We start from the raw sequence: 21236 nt of genomic DNA, 5'->3' as shown, positions 1-21236 counted from the left end.
GACCGTGCCGGGCCCCGGGGAGCCGTAGGCTGTTTGCGTGCTCTTGCTCGCTCTGGATACCGCCACGCCCGCTGTCACCGTCGCGCTGCACGACGGACGCGATGTCATCGCCTCGTCGAGTCAGGTCGACGCGCGGCGGCACGGGGAACTGCTGCTGCCGGCGATCGACCGGGTGCTCGCCGAGGCCGGTCTGCGGCTCGACGCCGTCACCGGGATCGTCGCCGGGACCGGTCCGGGACCGTACACCGGGCTGCGCGTCGGCCTGATGACCGCGGACACCTTCGGGCTCGCGCTCGGTGTCCCCGTGCACGGCGTGTGCACGCTGGACGGCCTCGCCTACGCCGCCGACCTGGAGGGCCCGTTCGTCGTCGCGACCGACGCCCGCCGCAAGGAGGTGTACTGGGCCCGCTACGCCGACTCCCGCACCCGGGTCACCGACCCGGCCGTCGACCGGCCCGCCGACATCGCCGGGCAGGTCCAGGGCCTGCCCGCGGTCGGCGCCGGCGCGCTGCTGTACCCGGAGACCTTCCCCAAGGCGCACGAGCCGGAGCACGTGTCCGCCGCCGCCCTCGCCCGGCTGGCCGCGGAGAAGCTGGCGGCCGGAGAGGAACTCCCCGCGCCCCGGCCCCTGTACCTGCGCCGCCCCGACGCCCAGGTCCCCAAGAACTACAAGGTGGTCACCCCCAAGTGACCGAACCCGAGACGTGTGCGCTGCGTGAGATGCGCTGGTGGGACATCGACGCCGTACTGGAGCTGGAGCGGGCCCTGTTCCCCGAGGACGCCTGGTCCCGGGGCATGTTCTGGTCCGAACTGGCTCATGCGCGGGGGCCCGAGGCCAACCGGCGGTACGTGGTCGCCGAGGCCGGCTCCCGGATCGTCGGGTACGCCGGTCTGGTCGCCACCGGGGAGCAGGCCGACGTCCAGACCATCGCCGTCTCCCGCGACCTGTGGGGCACCGGCCTCGGCGGACGGCTGCTGGCCGAACTGCTGCGGGCGGCCGGTGCCTTCGAGTGCGCCGAGGTGATGCTGGAGTGCCGGGTCGACAACGTCCGCGCACAGAAGCTGTACGAGCGCTTCGGCTTCGAGCCCATCGGTTTCCGGCGCGGCTACTACCAGCCGGGGAACGTGGACGCCCTGGTGATGCGCCTGACCGCCCCCGAGAACTCCGTACAAGGAACCGAGATCAATGGCTGACGAACCCCTCGTACTGGGAATCGAGACCTCCTGCGACGAGACCGGAGTCGGCATCGTCCGGGGCACCACCCTGCTGGCCGACGCCGTCGCCTCCAGCGTCGACGAGCACGCCCGCTTCGGCGGCGTCGTCCCGGAGGTCGCGAGCCGCGCCCACCTGGAGGCGATGGTCCCCACCATCGACCGCGCGCTGAAGGAGGCGGGCGTCACCGCCCGCGACCTCGACGGCGTCGCCGTCACCGCCGGTCCCGGTCTCGCCGGTGCCCTGCTGGTCGGCGTCTCCGCGGCGAAGGCCTACGCGTACGCGCTCGGCAAGCCCCTCTACGGCGTCAACCACCTCGCCTCGCACATCTGCGTGGACCAGCTGGAGCACGGCGCGCTGCCCGAGCCGACCATGGCCCTGCTGGTCTCCGGCGGACACTCCTCGCTGCTGCTGTCCTCGGACATCACCTCCGACGTCCGGCCGATGGGCGCCACCATCGACGACGCGGCCGGTGAGGCCTTCGACAAGATCGCCCGCGTGCTGAACCTCGGCTTCCCGGGCGGCCCGGTCATCGACCGGTACGCGAAGGAGGGCGACCCGAACGCCATCACCTTCCCCCGGGGCCTGACGGGCCCGCGCGACCCGGTCTACGACTTCTCCTTCTCGGGTCTGAAGACCGCCGTGGCGCGCTGGATCGAGGCCAGGCGGGCGGCGGGGGAGGAGGTGCCGGTGCGGGACGTGGCGGCCTCCTTCCAGGAGGCGGTCGTGGACGTGCTGACCCGCAAGGCCGTCCGGGCCTGCAAGGACGAGGGCGTCGACCACCTGATGATCGGCGGCGGCGTGGCGGCCAACTCGCGGCTGCGCGCCCTCGCCCAGGAGCGCTGCGAGGCCGCCGGGATCCGGCTGCGCGTGCCGCGGCCCAAGCTGTGCACGGACAACGGCGCGATGGTCGCCGCCCTCGGCGCCGAGATGGTCGCCCGGGGCCGGGCCGCGTCGAGCTGGGACCTGTCGGCCGACTCCTCGCTGCCGGTGACGGAGCCTCACGTCCCGGGCGACCACGACCATGTGCACGAGGTCAGCAAGGAGAACCTCTACTCGTGACGGTCGCGTTGATGTGGGAGGCCCGGGCCGTGCCCGGGCGCGGGGAGGACCTGCTCGCCTGGGCCCGCGCCCAGCAGCTGCCCCGCGCGCCGCTGCGCCGGGAGACCTTGCGCGCTCCCCAGGACCGGGTCCTCGTCCTCACCTGGTGGGACGCCCCCCTCGACGCCGATCTGCCCGAACTGCCCGAGCCGGACGGGGACTTGATCACCCGGGCGGTGCATCGCTGGCGCTTCGAGTCGGTGGCGGTCGACTGACCGGTCCCCTCACCCGAGGGCCGGGGACACCTCCGTATCGCAGCGCAGCCGCCGGTCCGTTCCGGCCTCGCGGACCGGACCCGTGAGCGTGAGGTGCGCCGTGTGGCGTACGTCCGTGCTGGACGCCGCCAGCCGTAGTTCCAGGGCGCCCGGCTCGACCACCCTGCGGCCCGAACGGTCGGTGAAGGCCGACAGGTCCGTGTGGAAGCGGAACGTGACCCGGGCCGCCTCGCCCGGGGCCAGCTCCACCCGCTGGTAGCCGATCAGCCGGACGTCGGGGCGGGTCACCGAGGCCACCGGGTCGTGCAGGTACAGCTGCACGACCTCCGCGCCCGCGCGCTCGCCCGTGTTCCGGACGGTCACCGACACGTCGTGGGACCCGTCCGTGCCGAGCTCGGCCGGTTCGGTCGCGGTGCAGTCCTCCCAGGCGAACGCCGTGTACGCGCGGCCGTGGCCGAAGGCGTACAGCGGGGTCGGATCGAGGTTGCTGACCTCGCCCGCGAGGCCCAGGGGCGGCTGGAGGTAGGTCCAGGGCTGCCCGCCAGGAGCCTGCGGGACGCTCACGGGCAGGCGGCCCGAGGGATTCACGCGGCCCGACAGGACGCCCGCGACCGCAGGGCCGCCCTCCTCGCCCGGGAAGAACGCCTGCACGACCGCACCGAGACGGCCGTGCCAGCGGCCCAGGGCGTAGGGGCGGCCGGTCAGCAGCACCAGCACCACGGGCACGCCGGTGGCGACCAGCGCGTCCAGCAGCTCGCCCTGGGCGCCCGGCAGGCCGAGGTCCGTCGCGTCGCAGCCCTCGCCCGAGGTGCCGCGTCCGAACAGGCCCGCCCGGTCACCGAGGACCGCCACGCACACGTCCGCGTCCGCGGTGCGGGCGATGGCCTCCTCGAAGCCCGCGGTGTCCGGGTCCGTCACGTCGCAACCTCGCGCGAACGTCACCTTGGCGTCGGGGAGTTCGGTGCGCAGGGCGTCCAGGACGGTCGGGATCTCGATGCCGGCCGGCACCTCGGGGTGGTGGGTGAGGACGTGGGACGGGAAGGAGTAGCAGCCCAGCATGGCCAGGGCGTCGGCCGCCCGGGGGCCGACCACCGCGATGCGGGTGCCGGGGGCCAGCGGCAGCACGCCGTCGGGGTTGTCGAGCAAGACCACCGACTCCTCCGCCAGGCGGCGGGCCAGGAGGCGGTTGCCCGTGGAATCGAGGTTGATCGCGGTGGCGGGACCGGGGGTCCAGTCCTCGTCCAGCAGGCCCAGTTCGCACTTCTGGAGCAGGACGCGGCGGGCCGCCCGGTCCACGAGCTCCTCGGGGACCTCGCCTGCCCGGACCGCCTCCAGCAGCGGCCGGCCGTAGCACTTGACGGTGGGCAGCTCGACGTCGATCCCGGCGTCGAGGGCCGCGTGGGCCGCTTCGGCCGGGGTGCCGGCGACCCGGTGGAGGGTCTGGAGGAAGCCGATGCCGAAGTAGTCGGCGACGACCGTGCCGGTGAAGCCCCACTCCTCGCGCAGGAGACGGGTCAGCAGCCCGGGGTCCGCGGAGGCCGGGACACCGTCCGTCTCGGTGTAGGCGGCCATCACCGAGCGGGCGCCGCCCTCGCGCAGGGCCATCTCGAAGGGCGGCAGGGTGACGTCGGCGAACTCGCGGACGCCGGCCCGCACCGGGGCGAGGTTGCGGGCGCCGGCCGAGGCGGCGTACCCGGCGAAGTGCTTGAGCGTGGCGATGACGCCGGCCGACTCCAGGCCCCGCACATAGGCCGTGCCGACCGTGCCGACCAGGTACGGGTCCTCGCCGATCGTCTCCTCCACGCGGCCCCAGCGTGGATCGCGTACGACGTCCAGCACGGGCGCGAGGCCCTGGTGGACGCCGGCCGAGCGCAGGTCGTCGCCGATGCGGCGGGCCATCTCCTCGACCAGCGGCGGGTCCCAGGTCGCCCCCCAGGCCAGCGGGACCGGGTAAGCCGTGGCCTGCCAGGCGGTGAAGCCGGCCAGGCACTCCTCGTGCGCGATCGCCGGGATACCGAAACGGCCGGCCTCGGCGATGCGGCGCTGCGCGCGCGCCAGGGCCTGCGCGCCGAGCGCCGGGTCCACGGGGGCGGTGCCGAAGGAGCGGGTGAGCTGGCCCAGGCCGTGGCTGATCAGCTCCGCCCATGCGTCGCCGGAGGACTCGACGGTCATCTCGTGCTGGTGTGGAGCGACTCCGTCGCCGTCCGTCGCGGCGCCCACCCACACGCCGTACAACTGGGCGGTCTTCTCCTCCAGGGTCATCCGGGAGAGCAGGTCGTCGACGCGGGCGGCGGCGGGCAGCGCGGGGTCACGCCAGGGCGCGGTGGTCATGAAGCTCCTGTCGGGTGGACGGACGGCCCTCTCACGAACGATGTCACGAATGTTTCGTAACTAACTTCGAATGTTCCGGGAACCTATGGCGGTGCGAGGACTTCGTCAAGGGGGCCCGCAGGGTTACGATCGCCGCCATGACATCCCCGGAGCCCGTTGAAAGCCGGACGCAGACCCGGACACAGGGGCGCACCACGCAGAGCGCGACGCTCGCCGAGATCGCCCGTGAGGCGGGCGTGTCGGCGCCGACTGTTTCGAAGGTCCTCAACGGCCGGGCCGACGTCGCCCCGGCCACCCGGTCCCGTGTCGAGGGCCTGTTGCGCGCCCACGGCTACCGGCGCCGCCGTGCCGAGGCGACCCGTTCGCCCCTGATCGACCTGGTCTTCCACGAGCTGGAGAGCGCCTGGGCGATGGAGGTCATCCGGGGTGTGGAGAACGTGGCCCGGGACGCCGGGCTCAGTGTCGTGCTGTCCGAGAGCGCGGGGCGGCTCACCCCCGGACGGACCTGGGCCGACCAGGTCGCCGCGCGCCGGCCGCACGGCGTGATCCTGGTCCTGTCCGGGCTCGACGAGTCGCAGCGGGCGCTGCTGACCAGCCGCTCCATCCCGTTCGTGGTGATGGACCCGGCCGGAGACCCCGGCGCGGACGTGCCGTCGATCGGCGCGACCAACTGGCAGGGCGGCCTCGCCGCCACCCGGCATCTGGTCGAGCTGGGGCACCGCAGGATCGGCGCGATCAGCGGGCCCTCGCAGATGATGTGCAGCCGGGCCCGGATCGACGGCTACCGGGCCGCGCTGGAGACGGCCGGGCTGCCGGTGGATCCCGCCCTGATCGCGACCGGCGACTTCCATCACGAGGCCGGCTACCGGCGGGGCCTGGAGCTGCTGCGCCGCCCGGACCGGCCGACCGCCGTCTTCGCCGGGAACGACCTGCAGGCGCTCGGGCTGTACGAGGCGGCGCGCGAGCTGGGGCTGCGCATCCCCGAGGACCTGAGCGTGGTCGGCTTCGACGACCTGCCGGTGGCGCCCTGGGTCGGGCCGCCGCTGACGACCGTACGGCAGCCGCTGACCGAGATGGCCGAGGCGGCGGCCAAGCTGGTCCTCGACCTCGGGCGGGACGAGGGGACCGAGGCGGCGACCCGGGTGGAGCTGGCGACGAGTCTGGTGGTGCGCAGCAGCACGGCGGGGCCCGCGCAAGGGTAGGTGCTGTGTTGACGGGTGTTCCGGACGCCTCCACTCTGCCCCGAAGCCAATCGGTTGCGCCACCGAAACTTTCGGATGTGCCCACCGCGGGATCCCTGAGGTCGGGCAGGGCCATGGGCGCCCACCAGCGGCACCCGGCCCGGGGGTCGGCTCGGCGCGATCGTCCGACATCCAGCGCTTCGCCGGCCTGGGCGTCGACGTGGCCATCACCGAGCCGGACTCCGGATGCAACTGCCGGTGACGCAGGAGAAGGCGAACCGGACGTTCGGGGCCGGGCAGCGGATCTCCCGGGCCTGGAACGCGAGTTGCACGCGGTCGGGCGCGACGGTCAGGTGCGCGAACGTTTCCCAACGGCTCCGTACCGGACGGTGGTTCGGTGACGTTCGGGTTCAACGCCGCGTGGAGCGGGGGCAATCCGGTGCCGGTGGTGACGCTGGGTGAGTCCGGGTCCGGAAATCTGAGAAATTCCGAAGAAAAGGCGCCCTGAGCTCCCTGCCCGTAATAATCGGACTTATGTTCCTGTCCGTGACGGGACACCACGGGGACGAGGGCAGTGAAGTGGGCCGGCGGCCGAGAGCGCTGAAGATCGCCGGCGTCACCCTGGCGGGGACGCTGGTGCTGGGCGCCGCAGCGGCGGGCTGGGCCTACTGGCATCTCAACGACAACATCACCGGCGTCGACATCGACAACGCGCTGGGCGACGACCGGCCGCCGAAGCCGGTGACCACACCGTCGCCCTCGGCCCCGGCCCTGCCGAGCGAGGCCCTCAACATCCTGGTCCTCGGCTCGGACTCGCGCAGCGGCGAGGAGAACCGCAGGCTCGGCGGCGGCGACAGCTCCGGCGCCCGCTCCGACACGGCGATGGTCGTCCACCTCGACGCCGGGCGGACCAGCGCGACGGTGGTGAGCATCCCGCGCGACACCCTGGTCACCCGCCCGGCCTGCCCGCGCCCGTCCGGCGGGTCGACGGCGGTCGCCCACCACTCCATGTTCAACAGCGCGTACGAGGTGGGCGGTCCGGTCTGCGCGGTGAAGACGGTCGAGGCGCTGACGAACGTCCGCATGGACCACTACCTCGAGATCGACTTCGCGGGCTTCGCCAAGCTCGTCGACGCGCTCGGCGGCGTCACCGTCACCACGGACGAGGACATCGCCGACGAGGACAGCCATCTGCGGCTGAAGGCGGGCACCCACCACCTGGACGGCACCCGGGCCCTCGCCTTCGCCCGCACCCGGCACGGCATAGGCGACGGCAGCGACCTGGGCCGTATCGGCCTCCAGCAGAAGCTGGTGAAGGCCCTGCTGGAGCAGGTCGCCTCCCAGGACCTGCTCACCGACCCGGCCGAGCTGTACCGCGTCGCGGACACCGTCACCGCCGGCCTCACCACCGACACGGGTCTGGACTCCCTCACCGAACTGACCCGGCTCGGACAGAGCCTGAAGGGCCTCTCGACGAGCGGCGTACGGACGGTGATGATGCCCGTGGTGCGGGCGCCGTCGGATCCCAACCGGGTGGTGGCGGACGAGCCGGAGGCGGGGGAGCTGTGGGAGTCGCTGCGCTGACCTGCGCAAACGAGTCCCGGGGAGCTTCTTCGAAGAAATTCCGCGAGCGTGTCGATCCGTCACCCTCCGATCGATGCAAGGTGATGGATCGTTCGCATGTTCCCAATGACGACGTGGGTTCGACGTGCCTGGTGTGATCGTCATACAGCCGCGGTACGCCTTGAGGTTGTACCCCGACGCCGCTCAGCAGGCCGGGCTGGCCAGGGCGTTCGGGTGCGCCCGCGTCGTGTTCAACGACGCGGTCCGTGCCCGCGAGGACGCCCGGAAGGCCGGGCAGTCGTTTCCGGCGGCCGGTCAGCTGTCCCGGAAGCTGATCACTGAGGCGAAACGGACGGCCGAACGGTCCTGGCTGGGCGAGGTCTCCGCGGTGGTGCTCCAGCAGTCCCTGCGGGACGCCGAGATCGCGTATCGCAACTTCTTCGCCTCCCTCAAGGGCACCCGCAAGGACCCAGGACCGGGCCGCCCCGCTTCAAGTCCCGTAAGGACGCCCGGCAGTCGATCCGGTTCACCGCCAACGCCCGCCGGAGCATCACCGGCCAAGGGCGGTTGGACCTGCCGAAGATCGGCGCGGTGAAGGTGAAATGGTCCCGCACGCTGCCCGCCACCCCCACCTCCGTCACTGTCATCAAGGACGCGGCCGGCAGATTCTTCGCCCCTTCGTCATCGACACCGCCCCCGCCGTCGACCAGGCGCGGATGCCCGAGACCGACCGCACCATCGGCATCGACCTCGGCCTCACCCACTTCGCCGTCCTCTCCGACGGCACGAAGATCGACTCCCCGCGCTTCCTGCGGCGCGCGGAGAGGAAACGGAAGAAGACCCAAAAAGGAGCTGTCCCGCAAGCAGAAGGGATCAAAGAACCGGGCCAAGGCCCGCCTGAAGGTCGCCCGTGTCCACGCCACAGTCGCCGACGCACGCCGTGAGTTCCACCACCAGCTCTCCACGAAGCTGATCTCCGAGAACCAAGGGATCGCCGTGGAGGGCCTGTCGGTGGCGGGACCGGCCCGCACGAAGCCGGCCAAGTCCCTTCATGACGCGGGCTGGTCGTCGTTCGTGAGCATGCTGGAGTACAAGGCGGAACGGTACGGCCGCACCCTGGTGAAGATCGGCCGGTTCGAACCGACCTCCCAGACCTGCTCCACCTGCGGCACCGTGGATGGACCCAAACCCCTGAACGTCCGGGAGTGGACCTGTACCGCCCGCGGCACCGTCCACGACCGGGACACCAACGCCGTGATCAACGTGAGGACGGCCGCCGGACTGGCGGTACCAGCCTGCGGAGTGCCGGTAAGACCGGGAGCAATCCCGGCCCAGCGCGAAGAAACAGGAAGCCACGGATTCCCCGCCGGGAACCGTGCCGCGTAGCGGCACGGAAACCAGTAAGGGAAGACCACAATCCTCGCCGTTCACTTCAGGGCGAGGAGCAAGTCAATCGATCAGCCAGTGCCACCAGGCCCGGCAGATCGCCGAGAACTGACCGACCCTGCTTGGCCGGGCGCCCCGACAGGTGTCTGATGGTGGGTTGTGACCCCGCAGCCCAGCCCGGCCTCGCTGCCCACCTGGCGTCCGCGGCGACCTCCTCGCCCGCCTCGGCCGTACGGCTCAGGCCCGGGCGGAGTTCGAACGGGCGGCGTCGCTGACCCGGAACGGGCGGGAACGTGAGCTGTTGCTGGGGCGGGCGGCGGAGCAGTCCTGACGGCTACGCCCGGACCGGGTGCCCGATGAGCATCGCCGGTGCTCCCGCGACCCGGGTCAGGAACACCGTGGCCGCGTGCGGGCCCTGCGGCTTGACCTTCCTGCGGAGTTCCTCCGGCTCGACCGCAGAGCCCCGCTTCTTCACGGTCAGCGTGCCGACCCGCCGCTCCCGCAGCAGCGCCTTCAGCTTCTTGACGTTGAAGGGCAGGTGGTCGGTGATCTCGTAGGCGGTGGCGTACGGGGTCGGGCGCAGGGCGTCGGCCGTGACGTACGCGATGGTCGCGTCGAGCAGCCCGCCGTCGACCTCGTCGGCCACCTCGGCGACCAGGTGGGCGCGGATGACGGCGCCGTCGGGCTCGTAGAGGTAGCGGCCGGGCGGGCGGACCTCCGGGTCGGGCAGGCCGCGGGAGAGCAGGGTGCGGGGGCCCGGCAGGAGGGTCGCCCGGACCGCCCCCGGTTCGGTGCCGAACCACAGCACCGCCTCCTTGACGTCCCCGCCGTCGGAGATCCACTCGGCCTCGGCGTCCTCGGGGACCGCCTCGTGCGGGATGCCGGGGGCGATCTTCAGCGCGGCGGCACGAGGGGCCCGCCGGGCGGCGGACACCGCCCAGGACAGGGGCGGTGAGTAGGCCTCGGGGTCGAAGATCCGGCCCCGGCCGCCGCGCCGGGCGGGGTCGACGAACACGGCGTCGAAACCGGCCGTGTCCACGTCCGTGACGTCCGCCTCGCGCACCTCGACGACGCCGGCCAGGCCCAGCGCGTCGGCGTTCGCCCGCGCGGCCGCGGCCGTCTGCGGGTCCCGGTCCACGGCCAGCACCCGGATCCCGGCGCGGGCCAGCGCGATCGCGTCACCGCCGATGCCGCAGCACAGGTCGGCGACCGAGGTGATGCCCAGGCCGGCCATGCGCCGGGCCCGGTAGGCCGCCACGCTCGCCCGGGTCGACTGCTCGACCCCGTTCGGCGTGAAGAACATCCGGCCCGCGTCCTCGGCCCCGAACTTCACCACCGCCCGCTGCCGCAGCCGCGCCTGGCCCAGCGCCGCCGACACCAGCTCGGCGGGGTGTTCGCGGCGCAGCCGGGTCGCGACGGCCAGTTCCTGCGCCGGGTCGGTGTCCCGCACCTCGTCGAGGAGGGCGCGGCCTTCGGGCGTGAGGAGGGGGGCGAGGTCGTTCACCGGATCATTGTCGGCCACGGCGGCGGGCGGGAGGTGTGTGGGCCAGTCGGTGGATCGTGCGGCACCGGCCGAGGTGTCGGGCCGGGCCCGGCGGGAGGTGCCTGCGAGGATCCGGCACCATGCGAGCAGTCGTACAAAATGACAAAAGCCGGGCGTCGGGGCGGGCGTCCACGGGTGTGCGGATCGTCCTCGCCGTGCTCGGACTCGCCGTCATCGCCTCAGGCTGCGCGCAGGACGACGGCAGTGACCTGGTCGCCCCGGCCGGCGGCCAGCAGCCCCTCGACGCGCCCCCGGCCCGCGCGCTCGACTCCTACGCCACCAGGCTGCGCGCCGCGCACGCCGCCCGGACCGCCGCCGCGCACCGCTGGGACCTGCGCAAGGTCCCCCTGACCGCCCCGCCTGCTCCCGCGGAGAAGCCGAGGATCAGGACCCGCAAGGGCTTCGAGGTGGACGGCCACCGGCGGCTGAACCTCCCGCCCGTCTTCACCACGGTCCCCACCCGGAACAAGGTCGTCTTCCTCACCATCGACGACGGCGCCGAGAAGGACCGGGCGTTCCTGCGGATGATGAGCGACCTGGACGTCCCGTACACCGCCTTCCTCAGCGGCTACCTGGTCAAGGACGACACCCGCTACTTCCGCACGATGCAGTCCAGGGGGGTGGTCCTGAACAACCACACCCTCCACCACCCCAACCTGCGCGGCCTGTCGTACCGCGCGCAGAAGCGCGAGATCTGCGGCATGCAGCGCTACATGGAGAAGCGGTTCGGCAAACGCCCCGCCCTCTTCCGCCCGCCCTTCGGCAGCTACGACCGGGCTACCCTGCGCGCCGCCAAGGCCTGCGGCATCGCGTACGTACCCCTGTGGAACGAGGAGGTCTTCGCCGACCGCTGGGAGTACCGCGAGGCAAACCGGAAGCTGCGACCGGGCGACATCGTGCTCACGCACTTCCGGGGCCGCGACCAGTGGAAGGGCACGATGACCGACATGGTCCGCCGCTTCCTGAACAAGGTCACGGCCCAGGGGTACGCGGTGGGGCGGCTGGAGGACTACCTGTGAGGCGGCCGGCCGCCGCCGTGCTGTGCGCTGCCCTGCTGACCGGCTGCGCCGGGACCGCGGGGGAGCAGCCGGGCAGAGCCGACGGCCGGGCGCAGGACCCGGCACGCGCGGTGAGTGACACCCGCCGGCTGCCGCCCGTCGTGGACCACGTTCCCACCCGCGATCCGGTCGTCTTCCTCACCTACGACGACGGCGCCGAACGCGACCCCCGCTTCGTCGGCCTCGTACGCGAACGGCGGCTCCCGGTCACCATGTTCCTCACGGACAGCGTCGTGGGACCCGGCTACGGACACTTCGCCCGGCTGCGCGCGGTCGGCGCGTCCATCCAGAACCACACCCTCGACCACCCCGCCCTGCGCGGCCTGCCCTACGCCGGCCAGCGCGCCGAGATCTGCGGCCAGCAGCACAAGCTCCGCTCCCGCTTCGGCATCCACCCCCGCCTCTTCCGCCCGCCCTACGGCACCTACGACACGACGACCCTGCGCGCCGCCGCCGACTGCGGCATCACGGCGGTGGTCCTCTGGCGCGCCTCCCTGAACGCCGACGGCGCACTGTCGTACACCCGGGGCAGGCCCGGCCTGCGGGCCGGCGACATCGTCTCGGTGCCGTCCGGCGGGACCGGGGCCCTGACCCTGACGGAACGGACCGAGCGCCTGCTGCGGGAGCTCGGGGAGCGGGGGCTGCGGGTGGGGCGGCTGGAGGACCACCTGTAGAGACCAGCCGGCCGACGCGCGGACCGCAATTAGCAGTCCGCTTGACCGAGTGCTAATCACAGTCATAGTCTCGGGTCTGGCACTCCCCCCTGGAGAGTGCCAACACAGCGACGGGCAGGTCCGGCACCCGCGACGACGGATCCACCTGGTCGCCACCTCAGACAGTTAACCCCGTGAGATCTCCGAAGGGGGAGGTCGGATCGTGACGACCACCAGCTCCAAGGTTGCCATCAAGCCGCTCGAGGACCGCATTGTGGTCCAGCCGCTCGACGCCGAGCAGACCACCGCCTCTGGCCTGGTCATCCCGGACACTGCCAAGGAGAAGCCCCAGGAGGGCGTCGTCCTGGCCGTGGGCCCGGGTCGCTTCGAGGACGGCAACCGTCTTCCGCTCGACGTCTCCGTCGGCGACGTCGTGCTCTACAGCAAGTACGGCGGCACCGAGGTGAAGTACAACGGCGAGGAGTACCTCGTCCTCTCGGCCCGCGACGTGCTCGCGATCGTCGAGAAGTAATTCACCCCAGCACATTGCTTTGAACTGCGCCCCTGGCCCCCTGCGAGCGACAAGAAGCCGGGCGCCCGGGGCGCAGTTGCCGTTACCCCAGATTCCGGAAGAGGGCTCACGCTCCCATGGCGAAGATCCTGAAGTTCGACGAGGACGCCCGTCGCGCCCTCGAGCGCGGCGTCAACAAGCTTGCCGACACGGTCAAGGTGACGATCGGCCCCAAGGGCCGCAACGTCGTCATCGACAAGAAGTTCGGCGCTCCCACCATCACCAACGACGGTGTGACCATCGCCCGCGAGGTCGAGGTCGAGGACCCGTACGAGAACCTCGGTGCCCAGCTGGTCAAGGAGGTGGCGACCAAGACCAACGACATCGCGGGTGACGGTACGACCACCGCGACCGTGCTCGCCCAGGCGCTCGTGCGCGAGGGCCTCAAGAACGTCGCCGCCGGTGCTTCCCCGGCCGCCCTGAAGAAGGGCATCGACGCCGCCGTCGCCGCTGTCTCCGAGGAACTCCTCGCGACCGCCCGGCCCATCGACGAGAAGTCCGACATCGCCGCCGTCGCCGGTCTGTCCGCCCAGGACCAGCAGGTCGGCGAGCTCATCGCCGAGGCGATGGACAAGGTCGGCAAGGACGGTGTCATCACCGTCGAGGAGTCCAACACCTTCGGTCTGGAGCTGGACTTCACCGAGGGCATGGCCTTCGACAAGGGCTACCTGTCGCCGTACTTCGTGACGGACCAGGAGCGCATGGAAGCCGTCCTGGACGACCCGTACATCCTCATCACGCAGGGCAAGATCTCCGCCATCGCGGACCTCCTGCCGCTGCTGGAGAAGGTCATCCAGTCCAACGCCTCCAAGCCGCTGCTGATCATCGCCGAGGACGTCGAGGGCGAGGCCCTCTCCACTCTCGTCGTGAACAAGATCCGCGGCACCTTCAACGCCGTCGCCGTGAAGGCCCCCGGCTTCGGCGACCGCCGTAAGGCGATGCTGCAGGACCTGGCGGTCCTCACCGGCGCCACGGTCGTCTCCGAGGAGGTCGGCCTCAAGCTCGACCAGGTCGGCCTGGACGTGCTCGGCTCCGCCCGCCGCGTCACCGTCACCAAGGACGACACCACGGTCGTCGACGGCGCCGGCAACAAGGACGACGTGCAGGGCCGCGTCGCCCAGATCAAGGCCGAGATCGAGTCCACCGACTCCGACTGGGACCGCGAGAAGCTCCAGGAGCGCCTCGCGAAGCTGGCCGGCGGCGTGTGCGTCATCCGCGTGGGTGCCGCCACCGAGGTCGAGCTCAAGGAGCGCAAGCACCGTCTGGAGGACGCCATCTCCGCGACCCGCGCCGCGGTCGAGGAGGGCATCGTCTCCGGTGGCGGCTCCGCGCTGGTCCACGCCGTCAAGGTCCTCGAGGGCAACCTCGGCAAGACCGGCGACGAGGCCACGGGTGTCGCGGTCGTCCGCAAGGCCGCCGTCGAGCCGCTGCGCTGGATCGCCGAGAACGCCGGCCTGGAGGGTTACGTCATCACCTCCAAGGTCGCCGAGCTCGACAAGGGCCAGGGCTTCAACGCCGCCACCGGCGAGTACGGCGACCTGGTGAAGGCCGGCGTCATCGACCCGGTCAAGGTCACCCGCTCCGCCCTGGAGAACGCCGCCTCCATCGCCTCCCTCCTCCTCACGACCGAGACCCTGGTCGTCGAGAAGAAGGAAGAGGAGGAGCCGGCCGCTGGTGGTCACAGCCACGGCCACGCGCACTGACGCATGACGGCTGAGGGCTGACGACGTCAGCCCGCCCGAGCCCGAGCGAAGGCCCGGCACCCCGGAGACGGGGCTGCCGGGCCTTCGCCGTATGCCGGGCCTGCGCCGGTCAGGGAACCGCGCCGGGGCCGCTGACGGTCTATCCGCAGAGCAGGCGGATCACAAGGGGGCAGGGATGAACCAGGTGCTCTACGGGGAACGGTCCCGCAACCCGCTGGCGCGGACGGTGCGGCTCACCGAGGACGGACTGCGCAGGGGCGGCAGGACGACCCCGCTGGACGAGCTGAACCTCGCCGCCATGGCGGAAGCGTTCCTGCGGGGCTGCTGGCTCGGCGGCGGGGGCGCCGAACGCCCCCTGGGGACGCTGCCTCAGGGCCCGGGCGTCGTCCCGGTCACCCGCGTGACCGGCACCACCACCCCCCTGAAGGCCCGTCAGGCCGCCGACCTCGCCCACGCGCTGGGCGAACTGGCGGTGCGCAGGTGCGGTGGGCCGGACCACGTGGCCGACCTCGCCGAACGCGCGCACGCGGAGGGCGTACCGCTGTGGATCGCTCGCCGCCACGCGCCCGGCCCCGCCGGACGGGTGACCGTCGCCGTGGACCGGCGCTCGGTCCGCGTGGACGTCTGGGGCCCGCACGCTCCCGCCGTACGGCTCAGGGCACCGTACGGCTACCGCCCCGACACCGCCGACCGGGCGGGCGGCCTGGCCATGACCGTCGGTGACATCACCGCACGGCTCGAACTGCGCAAGAAGGTGCGCAAGTCCAAGAGCAAGGTCGAGATCCGCCTGCCGGACCGGCTCTGGACCCTGCGCCGCGAGCACGCCGAGAGTTCGTGGCTGCTGCGCGACGACCAGCGGGTCGCGCTGCTGACCCGCCCCTCACGGTGGCCCGGCCCCCCGCCCGGCTCGGTGCTTCTGCCGCTGGCCGACGTGCGCCACGAGAGCCCCGACCCCCTGGACGCCGTCATGGCCCACGCGGTCGCGGTGTCCTTCGGCCTCGGCGACACGACGGGCCTGGCCAGGTTCCGCGCCGTGAGCTCCCGCCGGGACACGGGTGACGACACCTGGGAGCGCCCCTGGTTCAGCAACCTCGGCAGGGACCGCGACGACAACGAACCCGGCGGCGGCGACGGCTGGGGCAGCGACGGCGGGGACGGCGGCGACGGGGGTGGAGGCGGCAGCGACGGCGGCGGTGGGGACGGAGGAGGCGGTGGTGGTGGCGACTAGGCCCGTCCGGCGGCCGTGTACCCTTCCGCGTCCTGAGACCTTCGCCCGGCGGCTCACCAGGACTTGGTGCGGTCGAACTCCGTGACGTTGATCTTCAGGTTCGGAGTCTTGAGCGTGGTGGGGGACTCGCCCGTGGCCGTCTGCCCCGGCTGTACATCGGTGGTGATCTCGGTGGAGTTGTAGAGCCGTTTGCCGTCCGGGGCCACGGCTTCCCACTCCCAGGTGTAGTCCGACTTCTGCGAACTCCGGTTCCTGATCGTCCAGGTGACCCAGATGTCCTCGAACCCGGCCTGCGAGCGGTCGTCGATCTCGAAGCTGGCGAGGTCGTCACGTTCGCTGCCCGCGGCCTCCGACCGTCCGCCCTGCGGCTCCTCGCCCTGCCCTTCGGTCTTCTCCGCGGTCGGGGTGCCCTTGTCCGGGACCGGAGCGGAGCTGTCGTCCCCGGCTGCACAACCCGCGACGACGAGTCCGCCCACCATGACCGCTGCCACACAGGCGGCCACAACACCCGGTCTTCTCATAGCCTGCCCCTTCGACGGTTTATGCCATATAAAGGCCCGTTTGAAGCAAAGTGCGCGTTGACGGCCGATGGGTGCCGGCAGGGAGGACGGAGGGCAGGCGCCTCGGCGGCCTCGTCAGCCGTCCCGGCTCAGCAGGAACCGGACCGGCTCCGCGAAGGCCGCCCGTGCCCCCTCAGCGTCCCCCAGCCGCGCGGCGAGCGTGGCCTCCGCGAGCCGCACGGGCAGTGCCTCCGCGAACTTCAGACCGCGCACGGCGTGCGGGTCCACGTCCGGCAGCGTCAGGCCCGTAGCGGCGTCCGCCACCGCCGTTCGCCACGACTGCGGGGTGACGTCGTCGCGCAGCCGGACGAAGCGGTCGTCGAGGAGCCGGTGCCGCAGGACGACCGAGGGAAGCGACACGGCCAGGGTCGCGTTCGCCCGGTGCCCGGCCCAGGTCCACCAGCGCACGTCGCTGTCGCCCCGGCGGGTGATGACGGTGCCGGCCGGATGCACCACGTCCGGATACATCTCCCGGGCCGCCGCGAGCTTCCTTGATGTCGAGTACGTCCCTCAGTGCGACCGTCTCGCCCGCGCCCCTGGCCATCAGCCGCTCCCACTCCCCACAGCACACGCCCGGCCACCCCCACGGCCGGGCCTCGTTCCGGGCCCGCACGGTGAAACCAGGGCCCCTTACGGCTCTCCTTATCCTGCCAGCCGGGGCGGGAATCCCGGTCGGGGAAGCGCGAGGCCGGCGACTCGTACCGGGTCCCTGTACCATCCGACTGGTACGGCTTTTCCGTACCAGTTCCTGGAGGAGGGGCATGTCCATCACTGCCAGCGAGGCCCGGGCCCGGCTTTTCCCGCTGATCCAGCAGGTCAACGATGACCATGAGCCCGTGGAGATCACCTCCAGGGGCGGCAACGCCATACTGATGTCGGCCGACGACTTCCGTTCCTGGCAGGAGACCGTCTACCTGCTGCGTTCGCCGGCCAATGCCGCCCACCTCATGGCGGCCGTCGCCGCGGACAAGGCCGCCGACACCCCGGTGATCACCCGGAGCATGGCGGAGCTGGAGGCCCTGGCGGAGGATGGCGAGTGAGGGACGTACGGTTCCGTCCCACCGGCTGGGAGGACCTGCTGTACTGGCAGGCCGCCGACAGGAAGCTCTTCCGCAAGCTCGTCCGCCTGATCGCCGAGATCCAGCGGGACCCTTTCACGGGGATCGGCAAACCGGAGCCGTTGAAGGGCGACCTGTCGGGCTACTGGTCACGCCGGATCGACGACGAGCACCGCCTCGTCTACCGGGCCACCGAAAAGGAAGTCGTGATCATCAAGGCCCGCTACCACTACTGACGGGACCGGGTCCTTCCCCGGCTCACCCGTGGACCGGCACGGCCGGTACCACCGCCCAGACGGTCTTGCCGGGGGCGCCTGGACGTGGGGCCGTTCCCCACTTCTCGGCCAGGGCGGTGACGAGGAGGAGCCCCCGCCCGCCGTCCTCACCGCTCCCGGCGTCCCGCGCCTCGGGCAGCCGTTCCCCCCGCGCGTCGCTCACCTCGATGCGTACGAATCCGCCGTCCTCCCGGCTGAGCCGCAGCTTGGCGTCCCGGCCGGGCACCCGCCCGTGGGTCACGGCGTTGGCGGCCAGCTCGGCCACGATCAGCTCCGCGGAGTCGTGCGCCGGGGTGCCGTACGGCCAGCCCCAGGCGTCCATCTGGCAGGAAGCGAGCCGACGGGCGAGCCGGGCGCCGCGGGGCGAGGCGGTGAAGCGGAACGAGAACACCGTCTGGTCGGCGAGCGGAAGCGGCAGCGCGGACCGCCGCGCCTGGCTGGGGGAAGTGGTCATGTCCCGAAGATCCCGTGGCAGCAGCCCTGCTCACCAGGTACGACGCCCCCACGGCGGTTGTCTGTCGGGGTGGCGGGCGACGGTGTCGGGCTTGTCGGGGCGTTTGCCGCTCACGCGGGCAGTCGGCACACTCCGTTGTCGTCCGTGACCTCGTACACGTCGATCCGCAGCAGCTCGCGGACGTGTGCCGGAACCCGCTCGACGGCCTTCACGGACGAGGACGGTACGACGAGTGCGTACCGTGTGCGGGCCTCCCGGCTCGTCATGCGGCGCAGCAGCTGCCCGTAGGCGATGTCGGCGTCGATGCCCTTCTCGCTTGTGTGGCCCTTGGCCTCGCAGATCAGCCGCTCCTCGCCGCGGACCGCTTCGAGGTCGGTCCAGCGGTCCGTGGGCTCGACCGGTGTCCACCCTTCGCCGAGCAGCCAGGCCCGGAAGACGTCGGTGACCCGGTCCTCGTCGCTGTCCCGGGCCAGGATCTTCCGCAGCGCCGCCAGGTCGGCCTTCTCGCTGCGCCGCAGTCTGCCGCGTCCGTCCGCGTCGAGGTCGGCGGACCGGACCACGACCAGCCGCAGCCCGTGGGCGGGGATCGCGGTCTCACGACGGGCGTCGTACAACGCCCGCTGCTCGCCCCGGTGGACACCGCTCACGGTGAGCCGGTCCGGCTTGTCGAAGTGCGGCACCGGCTGGTCGTGCTGGCGCTCCCGGTACTCGACCACGAGTTGGTGACCGGGCCAGTACGCGTCGACCGGCAACCTGACCTGCCGGCCCCCGGGTCGCCCAGCAGCCAGTCGAACTTGTGCTGGGTCAGGGCCTCTTCACCAAGGACCCGGTTGCACAGGCCGACCACGTACGCCTCGTCACTGTCGCCTCTCGATGCCATGGCGCGCATCCTGCCAGGCGGCACTGACAAAGGCGGATGCGCGGCCAGGCACTCCGGGCCGGTGGTTCTTCTTCGGGTGGGCTAGGACGAGTGCGGTTTCTCCAACTTGACGGCGGTGTCGTCCGCGTCATGCTGCTCAGGGATCGTGGCGGAGGACTCGTGCACTTCCACGACTTCCCCGTCTACGACCTCCCGGTCCACGATCTCCTCGTCGACGACCCGGTGCGCCGGCTTCGTCAGTTCCAGGCTGGAGAGGTGCTTCTTCAGCCTCTTGGCCATGGGCAGGTAGGTGGCGAGAGTGAGTCCGCCGGAGACGACGGCCCCGACGACGGGGATGGCCTTGGAGACGGACTTCGCGAAGGTCTGCTTCGTCATCTGAACGCCGAGGTAGCCCGCGACTTTCTTCACGATGGGGTAGATGACGCCCTGGGTGAGTGCCTTCTGGGGCAGCTTCTTGGCGACCTCCTTCGACATCATGCCCGCGACCTTCCCCACGGCGACGTTCGCCGACTGGGTGCCGAACATGACACCGAAGAAGAGCGTGAGCACTCCCTTGGTCGCGTCATCGATGTCATCGCTGTCGCCGGAGAACAGATCGGGCCAGCTGTAGAGATAGGCGAGCTTCTGCGCGATGCGCAGCATGTGGCCGAAGTACTGGGCCGTATCGGCGGGCACAGTGGCGGGAAGGGCGATGAAGCCGGGTATCCCGGCAGCCGCGGAGAGGGCACTGGCCTTGGCGGCTTCGTAGTTGATGGAGTCGTTGGCCGCTTTGTCCAGAACATCGAGAGAGATGCCTGCCGCTGCGGGGGTCTCCTCGATCGCCCTCCGGATCTCGTCCTCGGAGCAGTATCGGGCCAGCGCCTTTCGGAGGTATTCCTCCCTGTGGATACGCACACCCGGAAGCCTGGCGGCACTGGCCAGCACTGCGGAGAAGCGCGACTCCGGGTTCTCGATCTCTTTGCTCGCGGACATGGTCGGGAACCTACAGCAGCCGGGGAAGTGGTGTGGGCGGCTTGAACTACGTGACTCCGCGTAGCAACCGGACAGGGACGGGCCGCAGATTCTGCGACGACCTTCCGGTAGCCGTCCGGGCCTGTTCCCGGCTCCGTCAGACCCGTTGACCTGTGGGTGGTGAGGTGAGGCAGCGTCTGCAGAGGGTTTCGTCGCCGGTCGGCCGGAAGAGCGTCGCCTGCACGTGGTCGCCCTCGCATTCACGGAGGGCGGCGAGGCGGCTGGACGGGCGTGTGGAGGCGGGCTGTTCGGAGGTGGGAACGCTGCCGGTCGGGGTGGACGCGGGCGGCACGTCGCGGAGCAGGTAGCGCAGGAGGCCGCCGGGGCGGTGGACGGGGCTGCCGTCGTCGGGGAGGCCGCGCAGGATGTGCGTGCGGATGGCGGTGGGGGTGTGACCGGCCGTGAGCCAGCGGGAGATGAGCCGGGCCAGTTCGTCGTGCATGCCCTGGGGGATGCGGCGGAGGTCGGGGGAGAGGTGGGGGAGGGCGGTGACGAGGGCGCGGGCGGCTTCGGGGATTTCGGCTGGCTCCGGGGCGGGGTCCGGATCCGGCTTCCGTTCCGGCTCGGTGGGACGGTGGGAGGTGTCTTTCCCGGGGTCTTTCCTTGGATGACCGTCGGTGGGCCGAGGGGTCGGAGCACCGGCCGCCGGAATGCGGGGACTCGGAGCGACCTGCGGTGACACGGAGGTGGACGACGTGCCCACGGGCATCCGGGCGAGGACCTTGGCGGCCTCGTCCCCGCTCAACGGCACATTGGACACCAGCTGTTGGGTCACCCAGTGACCGCCAGCCCCCTGGACCCGCCGCTCGTGCACAAAGCCCTCCTCCTTGAGCTGCCGCTTGGCCCGCGTGAAGGCGCACGCCCCGATGCGGGCGCGCTCGGCGGTGCGCGACAACGACTCGCGCGCCCCCTCGGGGAGGGAGAGCTGCCAGGTCAGCAGCCGCACGGCGTCGGAGGACAGCCGGGGGTGCCGGATGAGGTCGTGGGAGAACTGCGTGAAGGCGCGTGGGGGCGCGATATGGTGCCGGTAAATCACGGTGGGAGCCCTTACTTCCACTGGTGGTTCAGGCCCTCGCGGACGGCTGCAACCGTCGCGGGGGCCGTCTTCGTTCCGTGCCCGGCGTGGCACGCGGAAGACGTGATGTCGAGGCGACGCTACCGCACGCTGCGTGCGTGAATGGACGCGTTGAGTGAAGAAACCTTTCGGGTGAGGGCGATCGCCCTGTCAGTAGGGCCCGCTGCCTTCGGTCCA

The 21236-nt window shown here is 71.7% G+C and carries 21 protein-coding genes and 2 pseudogenes; 15 read left to right on the top strand and 8 right to left on the bottom strand.

Annotated features, from left to right (window positions below):
* Positions 1-37: 37 nt before the first annotated feature.
* From tsaB to ACFU3E_RS02315, 4 genes are read left to right on the top strand one after another with little or no spacing between them, the layout of a single operon-like run.
* Positions 38-691, top strand: coding sequence for a tRNA (adenosine(37)-N6)-threonylcarbamoyltransferase complex dimerization subunit type 1 TsaB (gene tsaB / locus ACFU3E_RS02330; RefSeq protein ID WP_384150739.1), 654 nt, complete (start codon positions 38-40; stop codon positions 689-691).
* A gap of 29 nt (positions 692-720) precedes the next feature.
* Positions 721-1194 carry a ribosomal protein S18-alanine N-acetyltransferase gene (gene rimI, locus ACFU3E_RS02325; protein ID WP_384151587.1) on the top strand — a complete coding sequence of 158 codons (474 nt, stop codon included), beginning with the start codon at positions 721-723 and terminating at the stop codon, positions 1192-1194.
* A complete protein-coding gene (tsaD, locus tag ACFU3E_RS02320; RefSeq protein ID WP_384150736.1) occupies positions 1187-2275 on the top strand; it encodes a tRNA (adenosine(37)-N6)-threonylcarbamoyltransferase complex transferase subunit TsaD in 1089 nt (362 codons plus the stop codon). The genes rimI and tsaD overlap by 8 nt, the downstream gene beginning before the upstream one ends.
* Positions 2272-2529 carry a hypothetical protein gene (locus tag ACFU3E_RS02315; protein ID WP_384150732.1) on the top strand — a complete coding sequence of 86 codons (258 nt, stop codon included), beginning with the start codon at positions 2272-2274 and terminating at the stop codon, positions 2527-2529. The genes tsaD and ACFU3E_RS02315 overlap by 4 nt, the downstream gene beginning before the upstream one ends.
* Before the next feature lie 9 nt (positions 2530-2538).
* Here the strand turns inward: ACFU3E_RS02315 and ACFU3E_RS02310 are convergent, their stop codons facing one another.
* The gene (locus ACFU3E_RS02310; protein WP_384150730.1) at positions 2539-4860 is read right to left on the bottom strand and encodes a glycoside hydrolase family 3 N-terminal domain-containing protein; all 2322 of its coding nucleotides are present in this window, start codon (positions 4858-4860) and stop codon (positions 2539-2541) included.
* Between the two features lie 137 nt (positions 4861-4997).
* Between ACFU3E_RS02310 and ACFU3E_RS02305 the strand changes: the two genes are divergently transcribed.
* From ACFU3E_RS02305 to ACFU3E_RS02290, 4 genes and pseudogenes are all read left to right on the top strand, one after another.
* Positions 4998-6062, top strand: a complete 1065-nt coding sequence (locus ACFU3E_RS02305) for a LacI family DNA-binding transcriptional regulator (protein ID WP_384150726.1) — start codon at positions 4998-5000, stop codon at positions 6060-6062.
* A gap of 249 nt (positions 6063-6311) precedes the next feature.
* A pseudogene (locus ACFU3E_RS02300) lies at positions 6312-6549 on the top strand (cellulose binding domain-containing protein); the annotation flags it as partial.
* 26 nt (positions 6550-6575) lie between these two features.
* A complete protein-coding gene (locus tag ACFU3E_RS02295; protein WP_384150723.1) occupies positions 6576-7625 on the top strand; it encodes an LCP family protein in 1050 nt (349 codons plus the stop codon).
* A gap of 142 nt (positions 7626-7767) precedes the next feature.
* Positions 7768-8990 (top strand): annotated as a pseudogene (locus ACFU3E_RS02290) (RNA-guided endonuclease InsQ/TnpB family protein).
* A 334-nt stretch (positions 8991-9324) separates the two neighbouring features.
* Here ACFU3E_RS02290 and ACFU3E_RS02285 read toward each other — a convergent pair.
* Positions 9325-10494, bottom strand: a complete 1170-nt coding sequence (locus ACFU3E_RS02285; RefSeq protein ID WP_384150720.1) for a methyltransferase domain-containing protein — start codon at positions 10492-10494, stop codon at positions 9325-9327.
* A gap of 119 nt (positions 10495-10613) precedes the next feature.
* On the opposite strand from ACFU3E_RS02285, the gene ACFU3E_RS02280 reads away from it, so the two are divergent.
* From ACFU3E_RS02280 to ACFU3E_RS02260, 5 genes are all read left to right on the top strand, one after another.
* Positions 10614-11552 (top strand): polysaccharide deacetylase family protein, encoded by a 939-nt coding sequence (locus tag ACFU3E_RS02280; protein WP_384150717.1) that lies wholly within the window; start codon positions 10614-10616, stop codon positions 11550-11552.
* Positions 11549-12265: a polysaccharide deacetylase family protein gene (locus ACFU3E_RS02275; protein ID WP_384150714.1), complete on the top strand. Its 717-nt coding sequence runs from the start codon at positions 11549-11551 to the stop codon at positions 12263-12265. Before ACFU3E_RS02280 ends, ACFU3E_RS02275 begins: the two co-directional genes overlap by 4 nt.
* A gap of 202 nt (positions 12266-12467) precedes the next feature.
* The gene (gene groES, locus ACFU3E_RS02270; protein ID WP_003974211.1) at positions 12468-12776 is read left to right on the top strand and encodes a co-chaperone GroES; all 309 of its coding nucleotides are present in this window, start codon (positions 12468-12470) and stop codon (positions 12774-12776) included.
* A gap of 116 nt (positions 12777-12892) precedes the next feature.
* Complete coding sequence (groL, locus tag ACFU3E_RS02265; protein ID WP_384150710.1) at positions 12893-14518, top strand: chaperonin GroEL; 1626 nt, start codon at positions 12893-12895, stop codon at positions 14516-14518.
* 175 nt (positions 14519-14693) lie between these two features.
* Positions 14694-15746 (top strand): hypothetical protein, encoded by a 1053-nt coding sequence (locus ACFU3E_RS02260; RefSeq protein ID WP_384150707.1) that lies wholly within the window; start codon positions 14694-14696, stop codon positions 15744-15746.
* Positions 15747-15799: 53 nt separating this feature from the next.
* On the opposite strand, the gene ACFU3E_RS02255 is transcribed toward ACFU3E_RS02260, so the two are convergent.
* Complete coding sequence (locus ACFU3E_RS02255) at positions 15800-16267, bottom strand: hypothetical protein (RefSeq protein WP_384150704.1); 468 nt, start codon at positions 16265-16267, stop codon at positions 15800-15802.
* A 114-nt stretch (positions 16268-16381) separates the two neighbouring features.
* Complete coding sequence (locus ACFU3E_RS02250; RefSeq protein ID WP_384150701.1) at positions 16382-16762, bottom strand: hypothetical protein; 381 nt, start codon at positions 16760-16762, stop codon at positions 16382-16384.
* A gap of 305 nt (positions 16763-17067) precedes the next feature.
* On the opposite strand from ACFU3E_RS02250, the gene ACFU3E_RS02245 reads away from it, so the two are divergent.
* Together ACFU3E_RS02245 and ACFU3E_RS02240 are read left to right on the top strand one after the other, a co-directional pair.
* Positions 17068-17346 (top strand): type II toxin-antitoxin system Phd/YefM family antitoxin, encoded by a 279-nt coding sequence (locus ACFU3E_RS02245; protein ID WP_037939490.1) that lies wholly within the window; start codon positions 17068-17070, stop codon positions 17344-17346.
* Complete coding sequence (locus tag ACFU3E_RS02240; RefSeq protein WP_221756440.1) at positions 17343-17600, top strand: Txe/YoeB family addiction module toxin; 258 nt, start codon at positions 17343-17345, stop codon at positions 17598-17600. Before ACFU3E_RS02245 ends, ACFU3E_RS02240 begins: the two co-directional genes overlap by 4 nt.
* 22 nt (positions 17601-17622) lie before the next feature.
* Here ACFU3E_RS02240 and ACFU3E_RS02235 read toward each other — a convergent pair whose 3' ends face one another.
* From ACFU3E_RS02235 to ACFU3E_RS02220, 4 genes are all read right to left on the bottom strand, one after another.
* Positions 17623-18093, bottom strand: coding sequence for an ATP-binding protein (locus ACFU3E_RS02235; RefSeq protein ID WP_384150698.1), 471 nt, complete (start codon positions 18091-18093; stop codon positions 17623-17625).
* 110 nt (positions 18094-18203) lie between these two features.
* Entirely contained in the window at positions 18204-18845 is a 642-nt protein-coding gene (locus ACFU3E_RS02230; RefSeq protein ID WP_384150695.1) for a hypothetical protein, read from the bottom strand.
* A gap of 209 nt (positions 18846-19054) precedes the next feature.
* Positions 19055-19945 (bottom strand): hypothetical protein, encoded by an 891-nt coding sequence (locus ACFU3E_RS02225; protein ID WP_384150692.1) that lies wholly within the window; start codon positions 19943-19945, stop codon positions 19055-19057.
* A 136-nt stretch (positions 19946-20081) separates the two neighbouring features.
* Positions 20082-21020 carry a hypothetical protein gene (locus tag ACFU3E_RS02220; protein ID WP_384150689.1) on the bottom strand — a complete coding sequence of 313 codons (939 nt, stop codon included), beginning with the start codon at positions 21018-21020 and terminating at the stop codon, positions 20082-20084.
* Between the last annotated feature and the right edge of the window lie 216 nt (positions 21021-21236).

The organism is Streptomyces sp. NPDC057424, from assembly GCF_042803315.1.
Classification (GTDB): Bacteria; Actinomycetota; Actinomycetes; order Streptomycetales; family Streptomycetaceae; genus Streptomyces.
The sequence above is the reverse complement of the archived record's forward strand: the minus strand, read 5'-3'. Positions and strand labels throughout refer to the sequence as shown.

Coding starts and splice junctions, on each gene's coding strand:
- ACFU3E_RS02305 (WP_384150726.1), top strand. CDS start 4,998: ATGACATCCCCGGAGCCCGTTGAAAGCCGGACGCAGACCCGGACACAG.
- rimI (WP_384151587.1), top strand. CDS start 721: ATGCGCTGGTGGGACATCGACGCCGTACTGGAGCTGGAGCGGGCCCTG.
- ACFU3E_RS02280 (WP_384150717.1), top strand. CDS start 10,614: ATGCGAGCAGTCGTACAAAATGACAAAAGCCGGGCGTCGGGGCGGGCG.
- ACFU3E_RS02235 (WP_384150698.1), bottom strand. CDS start 18,093: ATGACCACTTCCCCCAGCCAGGCGCGGCGGTCCGCGCTGCCGCTTCCG.
- ACFU3E_RS02295 (WP_384150723.1), top strand. CDS start 6,576: ATGTTCCTGTCCGTGACGGGACACCACGGGGACGAGGGCAGTGAAGTG.
- tsaD (WP_384150736.1), top strand. CDS start 1,187: ATGGCTGACGAACCCCTCGTACTGGGAATCGAGACCTCCTGCGACGAG.
- ACFU3E_RS02225 (WP_384150692.1), bottom strand. CDS start 19,945: ATGTCCGCGAGCAAAGAGATCGAGAACCCGGAGTCGCGCTTCTCCGCA.
- ACFU3E_RS02310 (WP_384150730.1), bottom strand. CDS start 4,860: ATGACCACCGCGCCCTGGCGTGACCCCGCGCTGCCCGCCGCCGCCCGC.
- ACFU3E_RS02245 (WP_037939490.1), top strand. CDS start 17,068: ATGTCCATCACTGCCAGCGAGGCCCGGGCCCGGCTTTTCCCGCTGATC.
- groL (WP_384150710.1), top strand. CDS start 12,893: ATGGCGAAGATCCTGAAGTTCGACGAGGACGCCCGTCGCGCCCTCGAG.
- ACFU3E_RS02260 (WP_384150707.1), top strand. CDS start 14,694: ATGAACCAGGTGCTCTACGGGGAACGGTCCCGCAACCCGCTGGCGCGG.
- ACFU3E_RS02255 (WP_384150704.1), bottom strand. CDS start 16,267: ATGAGAAGACCGGGTGTTGTGGCCGCCTGTGTGGCAGCGGTCATGGTG.